Annotated in this window: 17 protein-coding genes and 2 tRNA genes; 8 read left to right on the forward strand and 11 right to left on the reverse strand. The window is 46.6% G+C overall.

Annotated features, from left to right (window positions below):
* Positions 1-19: 19 nt before the first annotated feature.
* The 4 genes from BOC67_RS13960 to BOC67_RS13975 all read left to right on the forward strand — a co-directional run bounded on the left by BOC67_RS13960 (position 20) and on the right by BOC67_RS13975 (position 3,326).
* Positions 20-340 carry a hypothetical protein gene (locus tag BOC67_RS13960; RefSeq protein WP_291910962.1) on the forward strand — a complete coding sequence of 107 codons (321 nt, stop codon included), beginning with the start codon at positions 20-22 and terminating at the stop codon, positions 338-340.
* A 24-nt stretch (positions 341-364) separates the two neighbouring features.
* Positions 365-1,126 (forward strand): MBL fold metallo-hydrolase, encoded by a 762-nt coding sequence (locus tag BOC67_RS13965; protein WP_291910963.1) that lies wholly within the window; start codon positions 365-367, stop codon positions 1,124-1,126.
* Positions 1,127-1,289: 163 nt separating this feature from the next.
* Entirely contained in the window at positions 1,290-2,174 is an 885-nt protein-coding gene (locus tag BOC67_RS13970; protein WP_291910964.1) for a helix-hairpin-helix domain-containing protein, read from the forward strand.
* A gap of 12 nt (positions 2,175-2,186) precedes the next feature.
* Positions 2,187-3,326 carry an acyl-CoA dehydrogenase family protein gene (locus BOC67_RS13975; RefSeq protein ID WP_291910965.1) on the forward strand — a complete coding sequence of 380 codons (1,140 nt, stop codon included), beginning with the start codon at positions 2,187-2,189 and terminating at the stop codon, positions 3,324-3,326.
* Between the two features lie 429 nt (positions 3,327-3,755).
* On the opposite strand, the gene BOC67_RS13980 is transcribed toward BOC67_RS13975, so the two are convergent.
* The 7 genes from BOC67_RS13980 to BOC67_RS14010 all read right to left on the reverse strand — a co-directional run bounded on the left by BOC67_RS13980 (position 3,756) and on the right by BOC67_RS14010 (position 10,167).
* Complete coding sequence (locus BOC67_RS13980; protein ID WP_291910966.1) at positions 3,756-4,049, reverse strand: hypothetical protein; 294 nt, start codon at positions 4,047-4,049, stop codon at positions 3,756-3,758.
* Positions 4,050-4,081: 32 nt separating this feature from the next.
* Positions 4,082-5,326, reverse strand: a complete 1,245-nt coding sequence (gene clpX / locus BOC67_RS13985) for an ATP-dependent Clp protease ATP-binding subunit ClpX (protein WP_291910967.1) — start codon at positions 5,324-5,326, stop codon at positions 4,082-4,084.
* A gap of 168 nt (positions 5,327-5,494) precedes the next feature.
* The gene (gene clpP / locus BOC67_RS13990; protein ID WP_291910968.1) at positions 5,495-6,196 is read right to left on the reverse strand and encodes an ATP-dependent Clp endopeptidase proteolytic subunit ClpP; all 702 of its coding nucleotides are present in this window, start codon (positions 6,194-6,196) and stop codon (positions 5,495-5,497) included.
* Positions 6,186-7,565 (reverse strand): trigger factor, encoded by a 1,380-nt coding sequence (gene tig / locus BOC67_RS13995; RefSeq protein ID WP_291910969.1) that lies wholly within the window; start codon positions 7,563-7,565, stop codon positions 6,186-6,188. Before tig ends, clpP begins: the two co-directional genes overlap by 11 nt.
* Before the next feature lie 570 nt (positions 7,566-8,135).
* The gene (locus tag BOC67_RS14000; RefSeq protein ID WP_291910971.1) at positions 8,136-8,471 is read right to left on the reverse strand and encodes a cytochrome c; all 336 of its coding nucleotides are present in this window, start codon (positions 8,469-8,471) and stop codon (positions 8,136-8,138) included.
* Positions 8,472-8,473: 2 nt separating this feature from the next.
* Positions 8,474-9,925, reverse strand: coding sequence for a PQQ-dependent sugar dehydrogenase (locus tag BOC67_RS14005; protein WP_291910972.1), 1,452 nt, complete (start codon positions 9,923-9,925; stop codon positions 8,474-8,476).
* A 160-nt stretch (positions 9,926-10,085) separates the two neighbouring features.
* Positions 10,086-10,167 (reverse strand) — tRNA-Leu (locus BOC67_RS14010).
* Positions 10,168-10,509: 342 nt separating this feature from the next.
* Here BOC67_RS14010 and BOC67_RS14015 point away from each other — a divergent pair.
* Positions 10,510-11,733 carry an ROK family transcriptional regulator gene (locus BOC67_RS14015; RefSeq protein WP_291910973.1) on the forward strand — a complete coding sequence of 408 codons (1,224 nt, stop codon included), beginning with the start codon at positions 10,510-10,512 and terminating at the stop codon, positions 11,731-11,733.
* 63 nt (positions 11,734-11,796) lie between these two features.
* Positions 11,797-12,210 (forward strand): VOC family protein, encoded by a 414-nt coding sequence (locus tag BOC67_RS14020; RefSeq protein WP_291910974.1) that lies wholly within the window; start codon positions 11,797-11,799, stop codon positions 12,208-12,210.
* 43 nt (positions 12,211-12,253) lie between these two features.
* Here BOC67_RS14020 and BOC67_RS14025 read toward each other — a convergent pair whose 3' ends face one another.
* On the reverse strand, positions 12,254-12,835 hold the full coding sequence (locus BOC67_RS14025; protein WP_291910976.1) for a YdeI family protein: 582 nt from the start codon (positions 12,833-12,835) through the stop codon (positions 12,254-12,256).
* Positions 12,836-13,518: 683 nt separating this feature from the next.
* Between BOC67_RS14025 and BOC67_RS14030 the strand changes: the two genes are divergently transcribed.
* Together BOC67_RS14030 and BOC67_RS14035 are read left to right on the forward strand one after the other, a co-directional pair.
* Positions 13,519-15,288 carry a hybrid sensor histidine kinase/response regulator gene (locus BOC67_RS14030; RefSeq protein WP_291910977.1) on the forward strand — a complete coding sequence of 590 codons (1,770 nt, stop codon included), beginning with the start codon at positions 13,519-13,521 and terminating at the stop codon, positions 15,286-15,288.
* A 203-nt stretch (positions 15,289-15,491) separates the two neighbouring features.
* Positions 15,492-16,472, forward strand: coding sequence for a hypothetical protein (locus BOC67_RS14035; RefSeq protein ID WP_291910978.1), 981 nt, complete (start codon positions 15,492-15,494; stop codon positions 16,470-16,472).
* A 530-nt stretch (positions 16,473-17,002) separates the two neighbouring features.
* Here BOC67_RS14035 and BOC67_RS14040 read toward each other — a convergent pair.
* The 3 genes from BOC67_RS14040 to BOC67_RS14050 all read right to left on the reverse strand — a co-directional run bounded on the left by BOC67_RS14040 (position 17,003) and on the right by BOC67_RS14050 (position 17,890).
* Positions 17,003-17,224: a hypothetical protein gene (locus BOC67_RS14040; RefSeq protein WP_291910979.1), complete on the reverse strand. Its 222-nt coding sequence runs from the start codon at positions 17,222-17,224 to the stop codon at positions 17,003-17,005.
* 105 nt (positions 17,225-17,329) lie between these two features.
* Positions 17,330-17,405, reverse strand: a tRNA-Ala gene (locus BOC67_RS14045).
* Positions 17,406-17,470: 65 nt separating this feature from the next.
* Positions 17,471-17,890, reverse strand: coding sequence for a response regulator (locus tag BOC67_RS14050; RefSeq protein WP_291910980.1), 420 nt, complete (start codon positions 17,888-17,890; stop codon positions 17,471-17,473).
* Positions 17,891-18,016 lie beyond the last annotated feature (126 nt).

Consider the following 18,016-nt stretch of genomic DNA (forward strand, 5'->3'; position numbering starts at 1 on the left):
TTTTAACTATTTTTGCAGCATGAATATTAAAGTCACGCCTAATAACCTGAGTAAGCTGGAAAAGATCTTCGAAGATGCAAAGTATGTGCTTCGGTTTGAGAAGGGCACCTTTAACTCCGGCTATTGTATCCTCGAGCATAAAAAGGTGGTGGTGATCAATAAGTTCCTCAACCTGGAAGGGCGCATCAATACCCTGCTGGATATCCTCACCACGCTCCCGCTCGACGAGGAGCTGCTGACGGCAGAATCCCATAAACTTTACAAACAGATTATCAACAGCAAACCCATACCGGATGCCGAAGATGGCGATATCGCCCCGGAACCGGATCAGGCGGTATAGCAGGTAACGACAAATGAATAGGGCATGAAAGTAACATTTCTAGGAACGGGGACATCGCAGGGAGTACCGGTAATAGCTTGTGGTTGCGAGGTGTGCACCTCTGCGGATCCGCGGGATAAGCGGCTGCGCAGCAGCATCATGGTGTCGTCGCCGGCAGGGAACATCGTAGTGGATACCACGCCGGATTTCCGCTACCAGATGTTACGGGCAAAGGTGCAACACCTGGAAGCCGTGCTGATAACGCATTCCCACAAGGATCATATCGCCGGCATGGATGATATACGGGCTTTCAACTATTTCCAGCAAAGCCCGATCGATATTTACGCCACTGATTTCAGCCAGAATGTGATCATGCGGGAATTCGCCTATGCCTTTGCGGATTATAAATACCCCGGTATCCCGGAAATCAACCTGAAGATGCTGGAAGACGAACCGTTTGCGGTGAACGGCCTAACGGTGACGCCTATACAGGTCATGCATTACAAGATGCCGGTAACCGGTTTCCGTTTCCATGATTTTACCTATATCACGGATGCCAATTTCATTGCCCCGGAAGAGAAGGATAAGATCAGGGGATCGAAGATACTGGTGGTAAATGCCCTGCGTAAGGAAAAGCATATTTCCCACTTTACCCTTGATGAAGCGATTGCGTTGGGCAGGGAGCTGGAAATACCGCAGGTGTACTTTACGCATATCAGCCACCAGCTGGGCAGGCATGCAGATGTATCGAAAGAGCTGCCGGAGGGCATGGCGCTGGCTTACGACGGACTTACCCTTGATATTTAATACATACTATATTCCGTCACCGGGGATCGCGGCTTATATGCGCTGCGGTCCCCGGTGTCATTTTAATGCCTGCCCCTGGCTGAAAAAATTGTGTTGTTAACATCCGCTAAAGGATTGACCGGCGGCATGGCGCTAATTTCGCCTGTCCAAATTTTGTTAACCCATGTGGAAATACTTTATGAAGGAGTTCCTTACCTTCTCCCGGAAGGAGCGTGCCGGCATTTATACCCTGATACTGTTGTTGGCGCTCTGTTGCGGCATGCCCCGTTTTGTAGCCTGGTACCGTGCGGCAGACGGGGCGGACACGCTGGCATTCCGGCGGGAGGTGCTGTTGTTTGAAGCTTCGCTGGCGAAGGCTGCCCGCCGGCCTGCCGCCGCTGCTGCGATAAACCTACCGGCCACATTATTTTACTTTGATCCCAATCGCATCGGAATGGAGGACTGGCTGCAGCTGGGCGTACCGGAAAGGACAGCCGGCAGCATTCAGCGCTACCTGGGTAAGGGCGGGCGTTTCCGCAAGCCGGAGGACCTGCGCAGGATTTACAGCATGCCGCCCCCGCTGGCGGATAAGCTGCTGCCTTATGTGCGGATTGCGGAGGAGGCGCGGGTAACGGCCCCGGGTACACGACAGGTAAGGAGAGGCCCGGCCATGCTGGATATCAACAGGGCCGATACCCTGCAATGGGATGCGCTGCCGGGCATCGGACCCGGTTACGCCCGGCGCATCTGCAAGTTCCGGGATAAGCTGGGCGGCTTTTACAGTGTGGAGCAGGTAGCCGAAACGTATGGACTTCCGGATTCGGTATTCAAAAAAATCAAACCATTTCTCAAGATCGGTGACAGTTCTCTAAAAATTATGGACCTCAACCTCACAGATGAAAAAACTTTGGCGTCCCATCCATACATACGTTATAAACTGGCCGGTATGATAGTGGCGTATCGCAATGCCCATGCGGGTTTCAGGAGTATGGAAGAGTTGCGCAGCCTGCCGTTGGTGGATGATATTATTTATCGTAAACTTGAATATTACATACAGATAAAACCTTAAACAATACCCGTTATGAATTTTGAGCCCACTGAAGAACAACAACAGATCGCACAAACAATCCGGGATTTTGGGAAGAAAGCCATCCTGCCACATGTAATGGAGTGGGACGAGCAGCAGGAGTTTCCGGTAGACTTATTTAAAGAGCTGGGAAAACTTGGCCTGATGGGCGTATTGGTGCCTGAACAGTATGGCGGGAGCGGACTGGGATATCTGGAATATGTAACCGTGGTAAGCGAAATAGCCCGCTTCTGCGGCGCGATTGGCCTGAGTGTGGCGGCGCATAACTCGCTCTGCACGGGGCATATCCTCCAATTCGGCAACGAGGCGCAGAAGCAGCGCTGGCTGCCCAAACTGGCCACGGCGGAGTGGATTGGGGCATGGGGCCTTACCGAGCCTAACACCGGCTCCGACGCCATGAACATGAAATGCGTAGCCAGAAAAGATGGCGACGATTGGATACTGGACGGTACCAAATGCTGGATCACGCATGGCAAGAGCTGCGATGTGGCAGTGGTAATTGCCCGTACGGGCGATGTGCGCGATAGTCATGGTATGACGGCCTTTGTTGTGGAGAAGGGCACGCCGGGATTCAGCGGCGGTAAAAAGGAGAATAAACTGGGTATGCGGGCATCCGAAACAGCGGAGATGATCTTCAGCAATTGCCGCGTTCCGGCGGAAAACGTGTTGGGAGAAGTGGGAGAGGGCTTTATACAGTCCATGAAAGTGCTGGACGGGGGCCGTATTTCGATTGCCGCCTTATCCCTGGGGATTGCCAAAGGCGCCCGCGATGCGGCGCTGAAATACGCGAAGGAGCGCTACCAGTTTGACCAGCCGATTGCCAGCTTCCAGGGCGTATCCTTTAAACTGGCGGATATGGCCACTGAAATAGAAGCGGCCGAGTTGCTTACCCTGCAGGCGGCCGATATGAAGAACCGTAAGGAAAAGATGACGCAGCAGGCGGCGATGGCTAAATATTACGCTTCCGAGGTGGCGGTAAGGGTTGCCAACGATGCGGTACAGATATTTGGCGGTTATGGCTATACGAAGGACTTCCCAGTGGAGAAATACTACCGCGATGCGAAATTATGTACCATAGGGGAGGGTACGTCTGAAATTCAGAAAATAGTGATTGCCAGGGAGGCGTTACGATAAGTTTAGGATTTGATAGAACTGGTACGGATTAATTTAAGAGTGCGAAATTTTTTTAATGTAAAAAAATATTAACTGCAAACCATTCATCTTTTTTGACAATTAAATGAAACATTACCCCTTTTGTGTTATAGAAAATTGCAAAAGGAACGTTAAATTTGGGTTAATTCATCACTCTTTACCGTTTATCAACCTTAACACAAAACTCAAACTAAGATTTGAAACACTTTTACGCAATTTAAGCACCCTGTAACCCGGGTGCTTTTTTTAGAAGTAACTTTCAAAGCTATTATGTAGATAGTTTGAAAAAATAATTAAGACCTGTAATCTCCACGTTATCTAATTGGAAATTTCGATTGTCTGTATCTTATTAAAAACGAAAAAGGTCCCGCACCCGCGGGACCTTTTCATTAAGTTCGTTCCTAAGACGGATTATTGATGCTCCTTATCTTTGTTGAAGAAGTCTGTCACCTTATTCTTAGCGGCATCAGCCCAATCTTCAGCGGTGTCTTTCACATCATCCAGGAAATCGCCTGCTTTGTCCATAAAGCTTTCTCCTTTGGCTTCTGTTTTGCCGGCCATACCCGCAAACCAGTTGTCAACAGTTCCGGCAATAAACGGAGGCAGTTTGCCTTTCACGTATTCTTTGATTACATCAATCGACTGTGCAGCCTGTTCGGCAGTAAGACCTGCCTTTTCCTGTAATTGTTGAATAAGTTCCTGCATGATATTTGGGTTTTAAAGGTTCGTAATCGTTATCAGGCCACCTTCAGTTTTACCAGAGTAGATTTTTCCAGTTTATTTTCTGCGTACTCTTTGGTAAGTGTAAAGCTGGTTTCGCTGGCGGAAGGCAGTTCGAACATAGCGTCGCTGAGGACCACTTCACAGATGGAGCGGAGGCCGCGTGCGCCGAGTTTGTATTCCATTGCCTTGTCCACGATATAGTCGATAGCATCTTCCTCTACGATCAGATCGATGTTTTCCACCTTGAACAGTTTTTTATACTGTTTTACCAGCGCGTTTTTAGGCTTGGTAAGGATGGCTTTCAGCGTATCCCTGTCGAGAGAATTCAGGTAGGTTACTACCGGCAGACGGCCGAGTAATTCCGGAATGAGACCGAATGATTTCAGGTCCTGGGAGTTTACGTAGCGGAGGATCTGCTTTCTGCTTTCTTCTTCTTTTTCTTTATTGACGTTAAAGCCAATAGAGTGGGTTTGTACTCTTCTGCTGATGATCCTTTCCACGCCGTCGAATGCGCCGCCGCAGATGAAGAGGATATTTTGCGTATTGAGTTTGATCAGTTTCTGTTCCGGGTGTTTACGGCCGCCCTGTGGTGGCACCAGTACTTCGGTACCTTCCAGGAGCTTCAGTAAGCCCTGTTGTACGCCTTCGCCGCTCACGTCGCGGGTGATGGAAGGATTATCGTTTTTACGGGCGATCTTGTCGATCTCGTCGATATAAACGATACCGCGTTCGGCGGCTTCCACATCGTAGTTACATACCTGGAGGAGGCGGCTGAGGATGCTTTCCACATCTTCACCCACATAACCTGCCTCGGTAAACACGGTAGCGTCTACAATGGTGAAGGGTACGTTCAGCAGTTTAGCGATGGATTTGGCCAGCAGGGTTTTACCTGTGCCGGTTTCGCCCACCATGATGATGTTGGATTTTTCGATTTCCACCTCATCGTCTTCAATCTGCTGGTTCAGGCGTTTGTAGTGGTTATATACGGCTACGGCGAGGATTTTCTTGGCGTCGTCCTGACCGATAACATATTCATCCAGGAATTTTTTGATTTCCATTGGTTTGGAAACCTTTGGCGCGAAATGGGAGGTTGGGGATGACACAGGTTTTTTGCCTGGGGCAAAAAGCTCCTGGTCGATGATTTCCTGTGCATTCGCTACACAGTTCTCACAAATGTGTCCTTCAGCGCCGGCAATGAGAATTTGCACTTCTTCTTTGGAGCGGTTGCAGAAGGAACAACGAATTTTCGATTCTTTCATTTCGGAATAGATTATTTTTCGACGAATCTTGGGCGTTGCCTGCTATTTATTGACAGGGCTACAAATTTACACTAAAAATCCGGGCCTTGGGTAAATAAAAACAGTCCCGCCGTCAGCGGGACTGTTAAAATAATCTAAATCAGGTAAATCCCGATCTGATATTAAGATTTACTGTGGAGTATCCAGCTGTTTTTTCGGATTTTTCTGCAGGACGTCGTCGATGATGCCGTATTCTTTAGCTTCATCAGCGGTCATCCAGTAGTCACGATCGCCGTCTTTTTCCACTTTTTTCACTGGCTGGCCACTGTGACCGGCGATGATTTCGTTCAGCTCTCTTTTGAGTTTCACGAACTCGCGGGCAGTGATTTCGATGTCAGAAGTTTGACCTTCCGCACCGCCGTGAGGCTGGTGGATCATTACGCGGGCGTGTTTCAGTGCAGTACGTTTGCCTTTGGTGCCGGCTACGAGCAGTACAGCGCCGAAGGAGGCGGCCATACCGGTGCAGATAGTGGCAACATCAGGAGAAATGATCTGCATGGTATCATAGATTCCCAGTCCGGCGTAAACGCTACCACCAGGGCTATTGATATACATCTGAATATCGCGGTTGCGGTCGGAAGACTCCAGGAACAGCAGCTGCGCAGTGATTACGTTCGCTACGTAGTCGTTCACCGGGTCGCCCAGGAAGATAATACGATCAGCCATCAAACGGGAGAATACGTCCATTTGGGTCATGTTCATCTGGCGTTCCTCGAGGATGTACGGAGTCAGACTGTTGATCTGGTGGCTTTTGGCATAGCTATCCACTACCAGGCTGCTGATCCCGTGATGCTTGATCGCATATTTTCTGAATTCGTTATTAATGTTCATGATGGTGATGTTTATGAGGTAAATTAACAAAATCTTCTGCTTTGATTTCCTCTTCTTTAATATTCACCTTTGCTTCTGCCCAGTCAAACAGTTTTTGGGTGATCATTTCGCGGTAAGTCTGGTCTACAAATTTCTCATCCTGTAACAGGCGGTCCAGATAGCTGTCTAACCATTCAGCACCGTCTGCGGCAGCGCCACCGTAGTAGCCTAATACTTTTTGTTTAGCGTTTTCTTTCAGTTCTTCGAAAGAAACTTCCAATTTATTATCGCGAATCAGTTTGTCGCTGATCAGTGTCCAACGCAGTTGATGGTCGAAGCCAGGATATTCTTTTTCCGCTTCTTCTGCAGTTTTAGGTTTTTCGCCACCTACCTGCAGCCAACGTTTGAGGAATTCTTTTGGTAATTCAATAGGAGTTTCGTGAACCAGGATTTCGAACAGATCGTTGTGCATGTGGTTCTTCGCCTCAGAATTCCAATACTTTTCGATTTCTTCTTTCAGTTTAGCGCGGAATGCTTCTTCTGTAGTGATGTTATCCGCGGGATAAACTTCTTTGAAGAACTCTTCGTTTAATTCTCTTTTTTCAATCAGACCTACTTTAGTGATAGTCAGTTTGAAATATTTCTGAGCGGCTTCTTTATCGTTTGCTTCGAAGCCCAGATCCTTCAGGATCCAGCCCAGGCGCTGCTCGTCGAAAGAGGTAGCCAGTTGGAATACGATGCTGTCTTCAGCTTTTTTACCTTTCAGCTGCTCCTGGATGGCAGGAGAGAAATATTTAACCAGCAGCGCATTCTCTTTGCTGATGCCGCCTTCGATCACATTGCCTGCTGCATCTGATTCTTCGAATTTAACGTTTATAACGTTATCTTCAGAATCAATTGTTTCAGGTTCGGTCATTTTACCGCCTTTCAGCTGTAAACGCTCTACTTCTTCCTGTACCATTTCGTCGGTAACAGTTACTTTATATTTGGTAAGCGTAGTTTTTTTGTTTTCCAGCGGAGTTACCTCGAAAGTTGGTTTAACGCCTACTTCGAAGTCGAAAGAATACTCAGCAGGTGCATTGAAGTCCAGGTTTTTAGCCTCTTTTTCCAGAGACAGTGGCTGACCAAACAGTTCCAGTTTCTCGTTCTGGATATAACCCATCAGCTCTCTTTCTACAGTTTTCAACACTTCGTCGCTGAAAATGGCAGCGCCGTGCATTTTCTTAACCATGCCTGCAGGCACCATTCCTTTACGGAAGCCCGGGATGTTTGCATTCTTAGTGAATTGCTTTACTGCCTTGTCAAAATTAGGAAGGTAATCTTCCTTGCTCACTTTCACAGTGATCTTATCGTTCAATAAACCAATGTTTTCTCTGGTAACGGTTGCCATAATTGAATTGTATAAAATGTTCTTTAAGAAGCAATAATAATTCCTGTTTTATTTTTCTGCCATGAAGTCATTCAGAAACACCCGGACGAACGCCCGGAAATCCTCAAAAGGTAAGTGGAGACTGATTTATTCCCGAACAAACCGACTCAGGAAGTAAGGGGACCTACAGCAAAATTTTGATTGCCATATTGGCATAAAGTCTAACTATCGATCTTACTGCCCGCTGTGGATAAGCTATATGTTCCTGCCCTGTTTTGCCCAACATCTGTGGTTAAGATGTTGGATTTCATGAATTTATGAAATTTACCCCAATATAGCAGAGCGCGAAGATAGTACGTTTTATTGAAGTTAAAGGGCAAAACCGGGTTAAAATTTAGTCTGAACAGGTGGAAATCGGGGGGAATTGCGCAATTTTTCCTATAACTGCGGGGGATGAACGAAGGAGTTGGAGTAAAAAGGCCGGCGGCATACCGGCCGGTGAGCTTCATACATGCAGCGTATTTGAATTGCCCGCAGGGCTAATTTTCACGTCCGTCCGCGGGTACATTGCATATCGCGGAGAGCCTCCTGCTAGTAATGCTTCCAGGCATGCAGGTACTTTGAAATATCCCTCAAATCTTTCTTTGATATCTCCTCCTTTTTAAACGATGGCATTACCCCCAAACCATGGCGCATCTGGAACCGCTTGATAAACTGGGGGGCAGGGTTGGAGCTGATGGCCGGGCCCAGGCCCGCTTCCCCGCCGGGATGGCATTTATCGCAATAGACCATGTATATCTCTTCGCCCCTGGCTACGCGGCCGGTGGGAGAAAATTCCCGCTGTTTCACGGGCTCGCTTTTCCTGGAAGCGCATGCCGCCAGCAAACCGGCTGCCAACAGATATATCAACATGTTTCCTGTTTTCATAATCAGTGTTTTGTTATTTTCCAGATCACACCTGTTTTCATTTGGGGTTGCGGCCCTTTTTCCGTCATCTTGAGGATACCGAAATCCACGACGTACAGCGCATCGCCGGAGGGGTTGAACTTGGCGTCCAGCGGGCGTTCGAAGCCGCCGTGGCCGACCCAGCTCGCAGGGCCGTTACGCTTTCCCCTGTTGACCGCAAAATCCCTGATTACGCCGGTAGCGGTATTTACCCTAACGATCTTAAACCCGACGGGCCTGGTTACCTTGCCCACGGTGGGGGCCATATCGCCAAACTGGGCAATGAAAGCTTCGCCCGTATAACCAAAGTTGGCTGGCGCGAAGTCAATGCCGTTGGAAGAGGAGTGCACGCCCAGGATGGCTACCGGCGCAGGCGGTGTGCCAGGGTATTGCTGCAGCAGCGGTTTTACCTTCTCCTTACCGGGCACTTTATATTCTTCATCGTCTTTGATGGGGCTGCCGGCTGAGAAGTCGGGCCAGCCGTACCATGCGCCCTGTTTGATTTCCCACAGCACGTCCGCAGCGCCCCATACCGGCCGGCTGCCCCTGTCGTCAAACCCGTTGTCCGTCACGAATAATTTCCCATCGGCGGAAACGGCGAGGCCAAAGGGGTTGCGCAATCCCCAGGCTACCAGTTCCGGCTTGCCGCCGGCTAGGGGGATGCGCATGATAGCGCCATTGCAAGGTACGGAGCCCTTTATGACCTGGCCAGGCGTAGTGGCAGTGCCAAACGGGGAATAAGCGCCGGTGGTGGCGATATCGTCGGGATTATCCGTGAGTGGATTAGCGGTGGTATAATTTTGGCCAGCCAGGATGACATCGGCACATGGAATATCGTGAAAGTTCTTTTTACGCAGCAACCAGCCATACGCGGCATTATCTTCTCCCACCACCCCTGCATTTGTAGCCGTCCCCTGGCCGAAATAAATATAGCCGTCTTTAATCACTACGCCATCCGTGTGGTGATCGCCTACGCTTGGCAGGCCGGATACGAGCGTGGTGATTTCTCCCTTGGGCGTGATGCGGAGAATTTTCCCGCCATCGGCCTGGCCGCCTTCTGCCACATAAAATGCGCCTTTATAGAAGGTGACACTGGTCCACGGCCCGTTGCGGGAACCCGTTGCAATGGTCGTTGTACTGCCGTCCGGCTTCAGTTGCAGGAGTTTGGGCTCCGTCCATACTTCCCCATAGGAATAACCTGTTTCAATCACATAGGCGTTCCCGTTATTATCGAAAGTAATGGCGCTGGGAAAGGTTAGGCCCTCTGCCACCGGTTCAGCCTTGTAACCCGCGGGCAGCGTGATGTCCGCCGCGTTGACGGTTCTGGGGGGAATGTGCCTGATCTGGCCGCCGCCTTTGGAGGCTCTCATCCGGTAGCAACCGGTTAAACTGCCAACCAGCAGGAGCATTGTTACGGATATAGATAGCGTTTTCATACAGGGGCATGCCCAATATTTATGCTAAATATTATAATTATTGCTTATGGAAGTGGCTGGTATCCGCGGAACATTTGCAGTGGTGAATAGTCCGCCTGCTGGGGCTGTTGTGAGCAGGGCGGGCACAAAAAAAGGGAAAACCTGCCGGCTTTCCCCAAAGTGCGGATGAAGGGACTCGAACCCCCATGCCTCGCGGCACCAGATCCTAAGTCTGGCGTGTCTACCAATTTCACCACATCCGCCGGTGATGAACTTTGTAAGAAGCCCTGTAAGACAGAACTTGGTAAACAAAGGACTGCAAAGGTATTCTTTTTTAACAATTAACAAAATCTATTATAGGTGAAATCCCCGCTATACGTGTAACCGGCCCGATTGCAGGCGGGGCAATCTCTATAAAGCCCATGGATAATCGGCAGCTTATTATATATTTATGTTCCGGTGTTATGCCTTTTTAGTGATTTTATTTACGAGATAGCAACCAGGATTTTGAGATAAAGCGAAGCCTTAGATATTTTATTTTTTACTGATATAGACCTTGCAGCTAACAATTGGAGTATAAAACGAGCAAAAGTATCAAACCGGTTATGGCCAGAACATTTTTCGACGAATTGAACAGCAATCAGGTAACTGGGGTTGCGTACAAGAACATCAACCTGAAGAAGGCTGCCCTGGCCCATTTTGCGAACATTGGCAATGCCACCATCGCAGAGCTGTGCAAACAGTTAAACCTCAGCGCTCCCAAAGTGACCAACCTCCTGAACGATCTGATACTGGACGGGCTGGTAAAAGATTATGGTAAAATTGAGTCGACCGGCGGCAGAAAACCCAATCTCTACGGCCTGGTGCCGGATTCCGCGTTTTTCATCGGTGTGGATATCAAGCAGAACCACCTGAACCTGGGCTTGTCCGACCTGCAGAAGAACCTCGTGCATACGGTGGAAAACCTGGCCTATAAGCTGGATAACAATAAGGCGTCCCTGGAGCAGTTGTGCGTGCACATCAACGAATTTATCGATTCCCTGCCGGCGCCGCGGGAAAAGATACTTGGGATTGGCATTAACCTCAGCGGCCGCATCAACTATGCCACCGGCTTCAGTTATAGCTTTTTTCACTTCGACGAAGAGCCGCTCAGCAAGATCATCGAATCGAAGGTGGGCATCCGGGTGTTCCTGGAAAATGATTCCCGCGCCATGGCCTACGGGGAATTCTGCTCCGACTCCGTGCATGGGGAAAAGAATGTGCTGTTCCTGAACCTGGATTATGGCATCGGTATGGGCGTGCTGATAGACGGAAAGCTCTACTACGGCAAATCCGGCTATTCCGGGGAGTTTGGTCATATCCCGCTGTTCGATAACGAGATCATTTGCCATTGCGGTAAAAAAGGCTGCCTGGAAACGGAAGCCAGCGGCTGGGCGTTGGAGCGGATGTTCAAACAGAAGCTGGCAGAGGGTTCTTCCTCGTTACTTAGTCGCCGTAATATTTCCACAGCCGACATTTCCCTGCCCGATATTATCGATGCCGCCACGCATGATGACGTACTGGCGATTGAGCTGATAGCGCGGATCGGGGAGAGCCTGGGCCGTGGCCTGGCCATTCTGAACAATATCTTTAACCCTGAGCTGGTGATCCTTGGCGGTAGCCTTGCCGCCACCGGCGACCTTATCCGTCTCCCCATAAAAAGCGCTATCAACAAGTATTCCCTCAGTTTGGTGAACAATGATACAAAGCTGAAGATATCCAGGCTGGGAGAGCGGTCGGGGATAATCGGCGCCTGCCTGCTGGTGCGCAATAAAGTATTGATCAGTTAACGTTGCGGCTGCATAAATTCTTTACCTTTAGGATTCCTACCTGTAATCCTAAAATACATTGTTATGTCTACATTAAACGCTTATTTGACCTTGAACGGCAACTGCGCCGAAGCCATGAACTTCTACAAAAGCGTAGTGGGTGGCGAACTGTTTTTAATGACGGTAAAAGACTCCCCTATGAAGGACGAGGTGCCGGCGCAATTCCAGGATGCCGTTATGCATGCGGCCCTGCGCAACGGCGATTTCAGCCTGATGGCCAGCGACAGTATGCACCAGGGTCTGGTTACCTTCGGTAACAGTGTGAGCCTTACGCTTTCCTGCGGCGACGAAGCGGAAGCTGAAAAGCTGTTCAGCGGCTTGTCTGCCGGCGGAGCGGTCACCATGCCCCTGCAGGAAACGTTCTGGGCTAAACGCTTCGGAATGTTCACGGACAAATTTGGATTCAACTGGATGGTGAATGTCGAGAAGCCCATGTAATTGTCGTCTCCGGGGTTTGCCGCCGGCAGGCCCCGGAGATATTCTACTTCCTGTACTTGAGGTACCAGCTTACTTTTTCCCCTGCTGCGCTGGCCTCTATGGCTTCGTTTAGGCGTTTCAGTTTGGTAGCCGGCTGTTTGGCGCTTACAATGAGCCAGATGATCACTTTCTGATAGGAGGGAGGCTGGGATGTAAAGAATTTCCACGCTGCCTTGTTGGCCTTAAACAGTTTCTCACTCTCTTTATCCAGCGCTACGGCTTCCTTCTGCTCGTGTGAGTATTTATTGGTTTTACCTTCTTTCCTTTTTTCGAAGATGGCTTTGCCAGCAGGGCGCATTAACCCTTTGGCCGTCAGCTCCTCCATTTTTTTGATGTTCACGGCGCTCCATATGCTGCCCGGTTTGCGGGGCGTGAAGCGGATCATGTAGCTTTCCTCGTCGATGGATTTCCTGACGCCGTCTATCCAGCCGAAGCACAGCGCCTGGTCAACCGATTCCGGCCAGGACATGCTGGGTTTGCCGCTGCTGGTTTTGTAGAATCCAACGAGGAGTTCAGTGGCGGTATCATGATTTTTTTCCAGCCATTGGCGGAAGGCCGCGGCGGTGGCGAAGAACGTGGGTTTCATATCCGGAACTTGTTTTCTAAAGTTACTATGTTGGAAAAAGTAAGCCTAATCAACATCAAAATTATTTCTTTTGCAACTCTAAAAATCAAAATATTTCATGAAGAAAGGCTTTTTCATAGCTACTTTACTCTGCGTGTTCACGATTATCCAGGCAATCGCGCAAACGCCCTCCAGCAGGGCTTATTTTACGAATATTGCCATGATTGATTGTAAATAATCCATTAAAATAGGAGCGCCCGATCAACGGGGCCCTTCCGAGTGTTTGGCTGGAATTACATTTTTTAGAGGCTGGTATCCCGCATCTGATGGCAGCCTTTATCCGATAGGTAGCAGTGATGTATATAGTCCCACTGGAGTAAAAATAGATGGAGCTGACTATTCACTAGCTTGGGAAGGTCGATACGGTTAAGGGGGCAGTGGTATGATGAGTATTTGAAAATGAGGAATTCCGCCGTAAAGTTATCATGTATATACAAGCTTTCTTATGTTGACCTCGCAAACCTCAACTTATTGGAAAATAAGGATTGCAAATAATAATTATTTAATAAAAAAGTTAACTTAGACTTCACTCTGCGACAGCAGGCTAATTTAGAATTAGGGCAAACTGATTAGCTTTGGGTTTCGTATATATAGTGACGCCCCTTGTGTTATCTCATCTTAGTAACCATTTTTAATTAATCATCATGATGAGTATTGCCCTAAAATTTAACAGAATTTTACTAACGGGAATGCAAGATCAAGAGCTTAGCCATGTTGAAAGGCGCTCTGTGTATCTTATGAATTCTATGTCAGTATTACCAGCTATTTTGGCTGTTTTGTTTTGTCTCCCACTATATTGGACTTCCGGTAACACAGTAACGCTATACGCGCCTTTATCTGAAGCACTGGTGTTAACAGTTGTGCCATTATTAAACAAGATGCATAAACACTGGGTTGCTGCAACAGTGTTGGTTTTGACCCATACAATTGCGACATTTTATTGGGGGTGTATAATTGGGGAGTTGGCTTGTGTAGAATTCATTTCGGTTTTTCTGTGTTTGCTTGTACTGTGCATTTATAGAGATCGGCGATGTATCATAGTAATGACTGGATTGGTCTTAACGATGTTCTGTGCATTAAAATTCAATTATGCATACCATTTTTTTGAGCCGTTGCCATTTTCTGAACGAGGTATCATATTTGCCCGTTTATCTATTCAAATTGCGGTCGTTGGTCTTGTTTTATTCGTGATGTGGCATGCATTAGGTTATTCGGATGCTGTTGCAAATGATTTGCGTGCACGAAACGAAGATTTGCAACGAAAACTAAAATTTACCTCCCGACATTTCGAGGAAGTGGAAGAAGAAGGTTACAATTTGCGGCAGAAAATTAGAATGCAAGATGTAAATTTAAAATCTGTTGTTCATGATATGCGGGGTCTGATGGCCCCCATTTGCGCCATGCTTGAACAACTAAAAGATAACTCCACTTTGGAAAGTCATAAGGTTGTCATGAGTAAGTCGCAGCTTAGAGGACTGGACGTATGTACTCGGCGAATGGTAAGCTCAATTAATCAAATTTTATATCGGGAGGACAACAAAAAGTTAGAGAATATAAACCTCAAATTTTTTTGTGATGATATAATGGAAATTTTCTCAGTTGCTGCTGATATTTCTCAGATTCATTTATCCTATGAATTCTTAGGATTCCCTTATGTAAAAGTTAACCCGCATTATATTGACGAATTTTTAACTAACACTATCAATAACGCTATAACTTACGCTTCAGGCCTTGTTGATATTAAAGTTAAGGTTGGATTAGACCTCCTTACCATTGAAGTTGCAAATGATGGTAAGCCATTAAGTAAAGATGTTAGGAATGCATTGTTAAAAGCGGACCCTGAAAATGATATCTTAAGTGCAAATGGCAAAGGAATAGGGATACCTACAATAAATCGAGCAATTAAAAATCTAAACGGTCAGATTTTTGTTGAAGGTGGTAGAACTTGGCCAGTATGTTTGGTTGCAAAAATACCAATTCAAGAAGGTGAGGTAATAGAATGGGAAGCTGATGCCGGTTATTTGGATTCCTCTACAGCTATTGATTTTACTAAGAAGAAGATTCTATTGGTTGAGGACCATCAATTCCAGATAAATTTTTGGGGAATGTATCAGCAGAGCTTACAATTTGACTTAATAACTGCTTCATCCCTTGAAAAAGCGATTAAGATTATTGAATCTACAGCTGATCTGGATCTTATTTTTCTTGATATTAATCTTGATGATTCGCAAGGTGTTGACACGGTTTTGAAAGTTCAGGCAGCAACTACTAAAGTGCCAATAATTGCCCTGACTGGCACAGCTGAGGAGGACGCTCTCGTTACTTTAAAGGAAGCAGGTGCAATTGAAGTGCTGCAAAAACCGATATTTAAACCTACTCTAATTGAAGTTATTAAGAAGTATCATAATATTTAGAGGATCTATCGCACTGCTATTACAACGAAGCTCCAATCATGACCTGATTGGAGCTTTTTATTGCTTATGGTTACTAAAGTTCAATTCATTGATATTTAATTACACTTATTACCTGTTTCTGCATTAAAAAATCGCCACTGAAATTTAGCTGCTGTGAAAATTCAGTAACCTGCATTATATTGTATATAGGAAAACCTTTCCTTATGCACAACGATAGAGACTTAACTATTCCGGCATTATATTGCCCGTTCCCTGCGTATAAAAGTGAACATTATCAGGAAGTAAAGAGGAATACCCTTTTTTGGGTCGAAAATTTTCAGCTTATTCATCCATCAGCAATCGACTTATTTGTAGCGGCAGATTTCGCAGCAATGACCTGCCGGTTTTATATGGGTGATAAGGAACTCATGACATGGGCGAATGATTTACTTAGTCTGCTTTTCATCCTTGATGATGTTGCTGATCATGCGTTAACTGAAGATTTGCCGCCTGATTTCCTTGCCAGTATCATTCAGGTAGTACAGTCTGAAGTCTATTTTGGAGAGAATCTCCTGCTATGCGCGCTGGCCGAATTGTGGACCCGGCCGGTAATGATTTCCTCAAAACTAAAAAGGGAGCTTATAAATGATTTATCCACCCTGTTTAAAGGCATTGCATGGGAAAAGCAGAACGACCAGGCTAACCGAGTTCCTCCTTTTAAGGAATATATGAAAATGCGGCCCGCAGCTGGTGGTGCGGCATTGGCTGCCACCTTGGTAAAAATTGTAGCAAGGATTGATTTACCGGATTTACCGGAATTATCAATTCTTGCAGACTTATGCGCAAGGTTGGGCTGTCTGGCTAATGATCTGTTTAGTCTCAACAAAGAACTAAATCACTCGGATAACCATAATGTTGTAGTAGTTTTAATGCAAGAGGATAAAATTGGGCTTGCCGAAGCTATCAGAAAGGCAGTACATCTGCATAACCAATACATGGAACTATTTGAGCGATTAATTACCCAGTTGCCAAAATATGGGAAGAGTCAGCGAGTTGTTGATATATACATTAAAGGATTGATTAACATTGTAAGAGGTAACATTGATTGGAGCCTACTAGATTCAAACAGGTATGGTCCTTTAGATATACAGATTGTAAATGTCCTGGCACCAAAATTTCACAAACTGGCTGTAGCTGATATATAGAAGGCCGGGGTCGCTCCTCTGGCCTTCTCCTTCTTTCAATTCCAGCTCAATAAGAATTGACCGCAAGGTAACATTTCGACATTATAACTGTTTGCCAATTTTTGGCTCATTTCCACGAATTTCTCAACTTTGGCCTTTTTTAATTCTGTAAAGGCTGATTTATAGGTTTAAGCAGCTACTGCTGAAATGTCCTTTGTGGAAATTGCCGTGCCCAATTTTGGGTAATCTTCTTTGATCGAAGGAATAAGTAGGGCAATGAGACTTTTTAAATACTCCTCCACTTATGTCCAGAGAAGAACAACGCCCTTGCTCTCGGAGACCTTTTAAGTACTTGGTTTTCAAGTAATATATTACGGCACCGGTGTGCTTCCAAGAATAGAATTTGTATTTCTAAGTATTGAATTAGGGCTGTTAATAAATCTCTGTGCCGAGTGGAAAGTGGTTTTTTTCCCACTTGTTTTGGACCTGGAACTCCACCGTTCGCAAATAGGTAATCATCGCCGGGATAGTCGTTAATAAAAGCAAGTGCATCAAGAAAAACATCCGGAATCCGGACATGCGCGCTTACTTTCATCTGCCTGTTCGCGTTTATAGCACTTAAGTGGATTTTCGGAAATAGTTTTGTTTATTACTAATAACTCAAAGAAGGTGTGCAGATTCCCCTTATAGCTGTTAACGGTTTTATTAGCCCTTACCTCATTTTCCCTATCCTTTGGATAGAGGGTAGCGACAATTTTTTTTTTAGTATCCATGTTTTCCAAATTTTTGGATCACGGATACCGCGGTAAATTATGCTGTTACTCTATAGAGTTTACCCTAAATACTAAAACCCGCGCTGGGCGCGGGTCTTGAAAGATTGGTGGAGGATAGCGGGCTCGAACCGCTCACCTCAAACATGCCATGCTTGCGCTCTACCAGATGAGCTAATCCCCCATTCAGTGGTTGTTTACCCCCTTGCGGGATGCAAAAATATATAATTCCTTTGAATTCCAAAATTTTTATACAAAATCTTTAAAAATTCCTTCCACCGCCTCACGGAGTTCCTTCATCAGTAAGGGTTTGCGCAGTAATTTCGTGACCAGCGGGTTGGCGTTGGAGCGGGTTATATCGCCATAATCCAGCGTAGAAGATACCATAATGATATGGCATTGCGACTTTATTTTCTGCGGGTATGCATCAAAGGCATGCAGGAATTCGAAGCCGTCCATCTCCGGCATCTGTATGTCCAGCAGGATGATGGTAGGAGGGATGCGCGGCAGGGAAATGTTGCTGGATAAGAATTCCAGCGCCTTGTTCGCGTTCAGAAACGACAACACAGTTCTGCTGATCTGCTGCAGCGTGATGAGCTTTTCGTGCAACAACAGGTCTATTTCATTATCATCAATCAATATGACTCTCAGGTCAGGTATCGAATTCATTTCTGTTCGGAATGGTAATTTCAAATTGAGTGGGAGTGTAAAATAAACTGTGTCAAGATTTAATTTACAATCGTAATTTCAGCCGCTCACCAAAAATAATTGATAATTGTGACACAGTCAAGCTCC

It is taken from the genome of Chitinophaga sp. CB10 (assembly GCA_001870995.2).
Taxonomy (GTDB): Bacteria; Bacteroidota; Bacteroidia; order Chitinophagales; family Chitinophagaceae; genus Chitinophaga.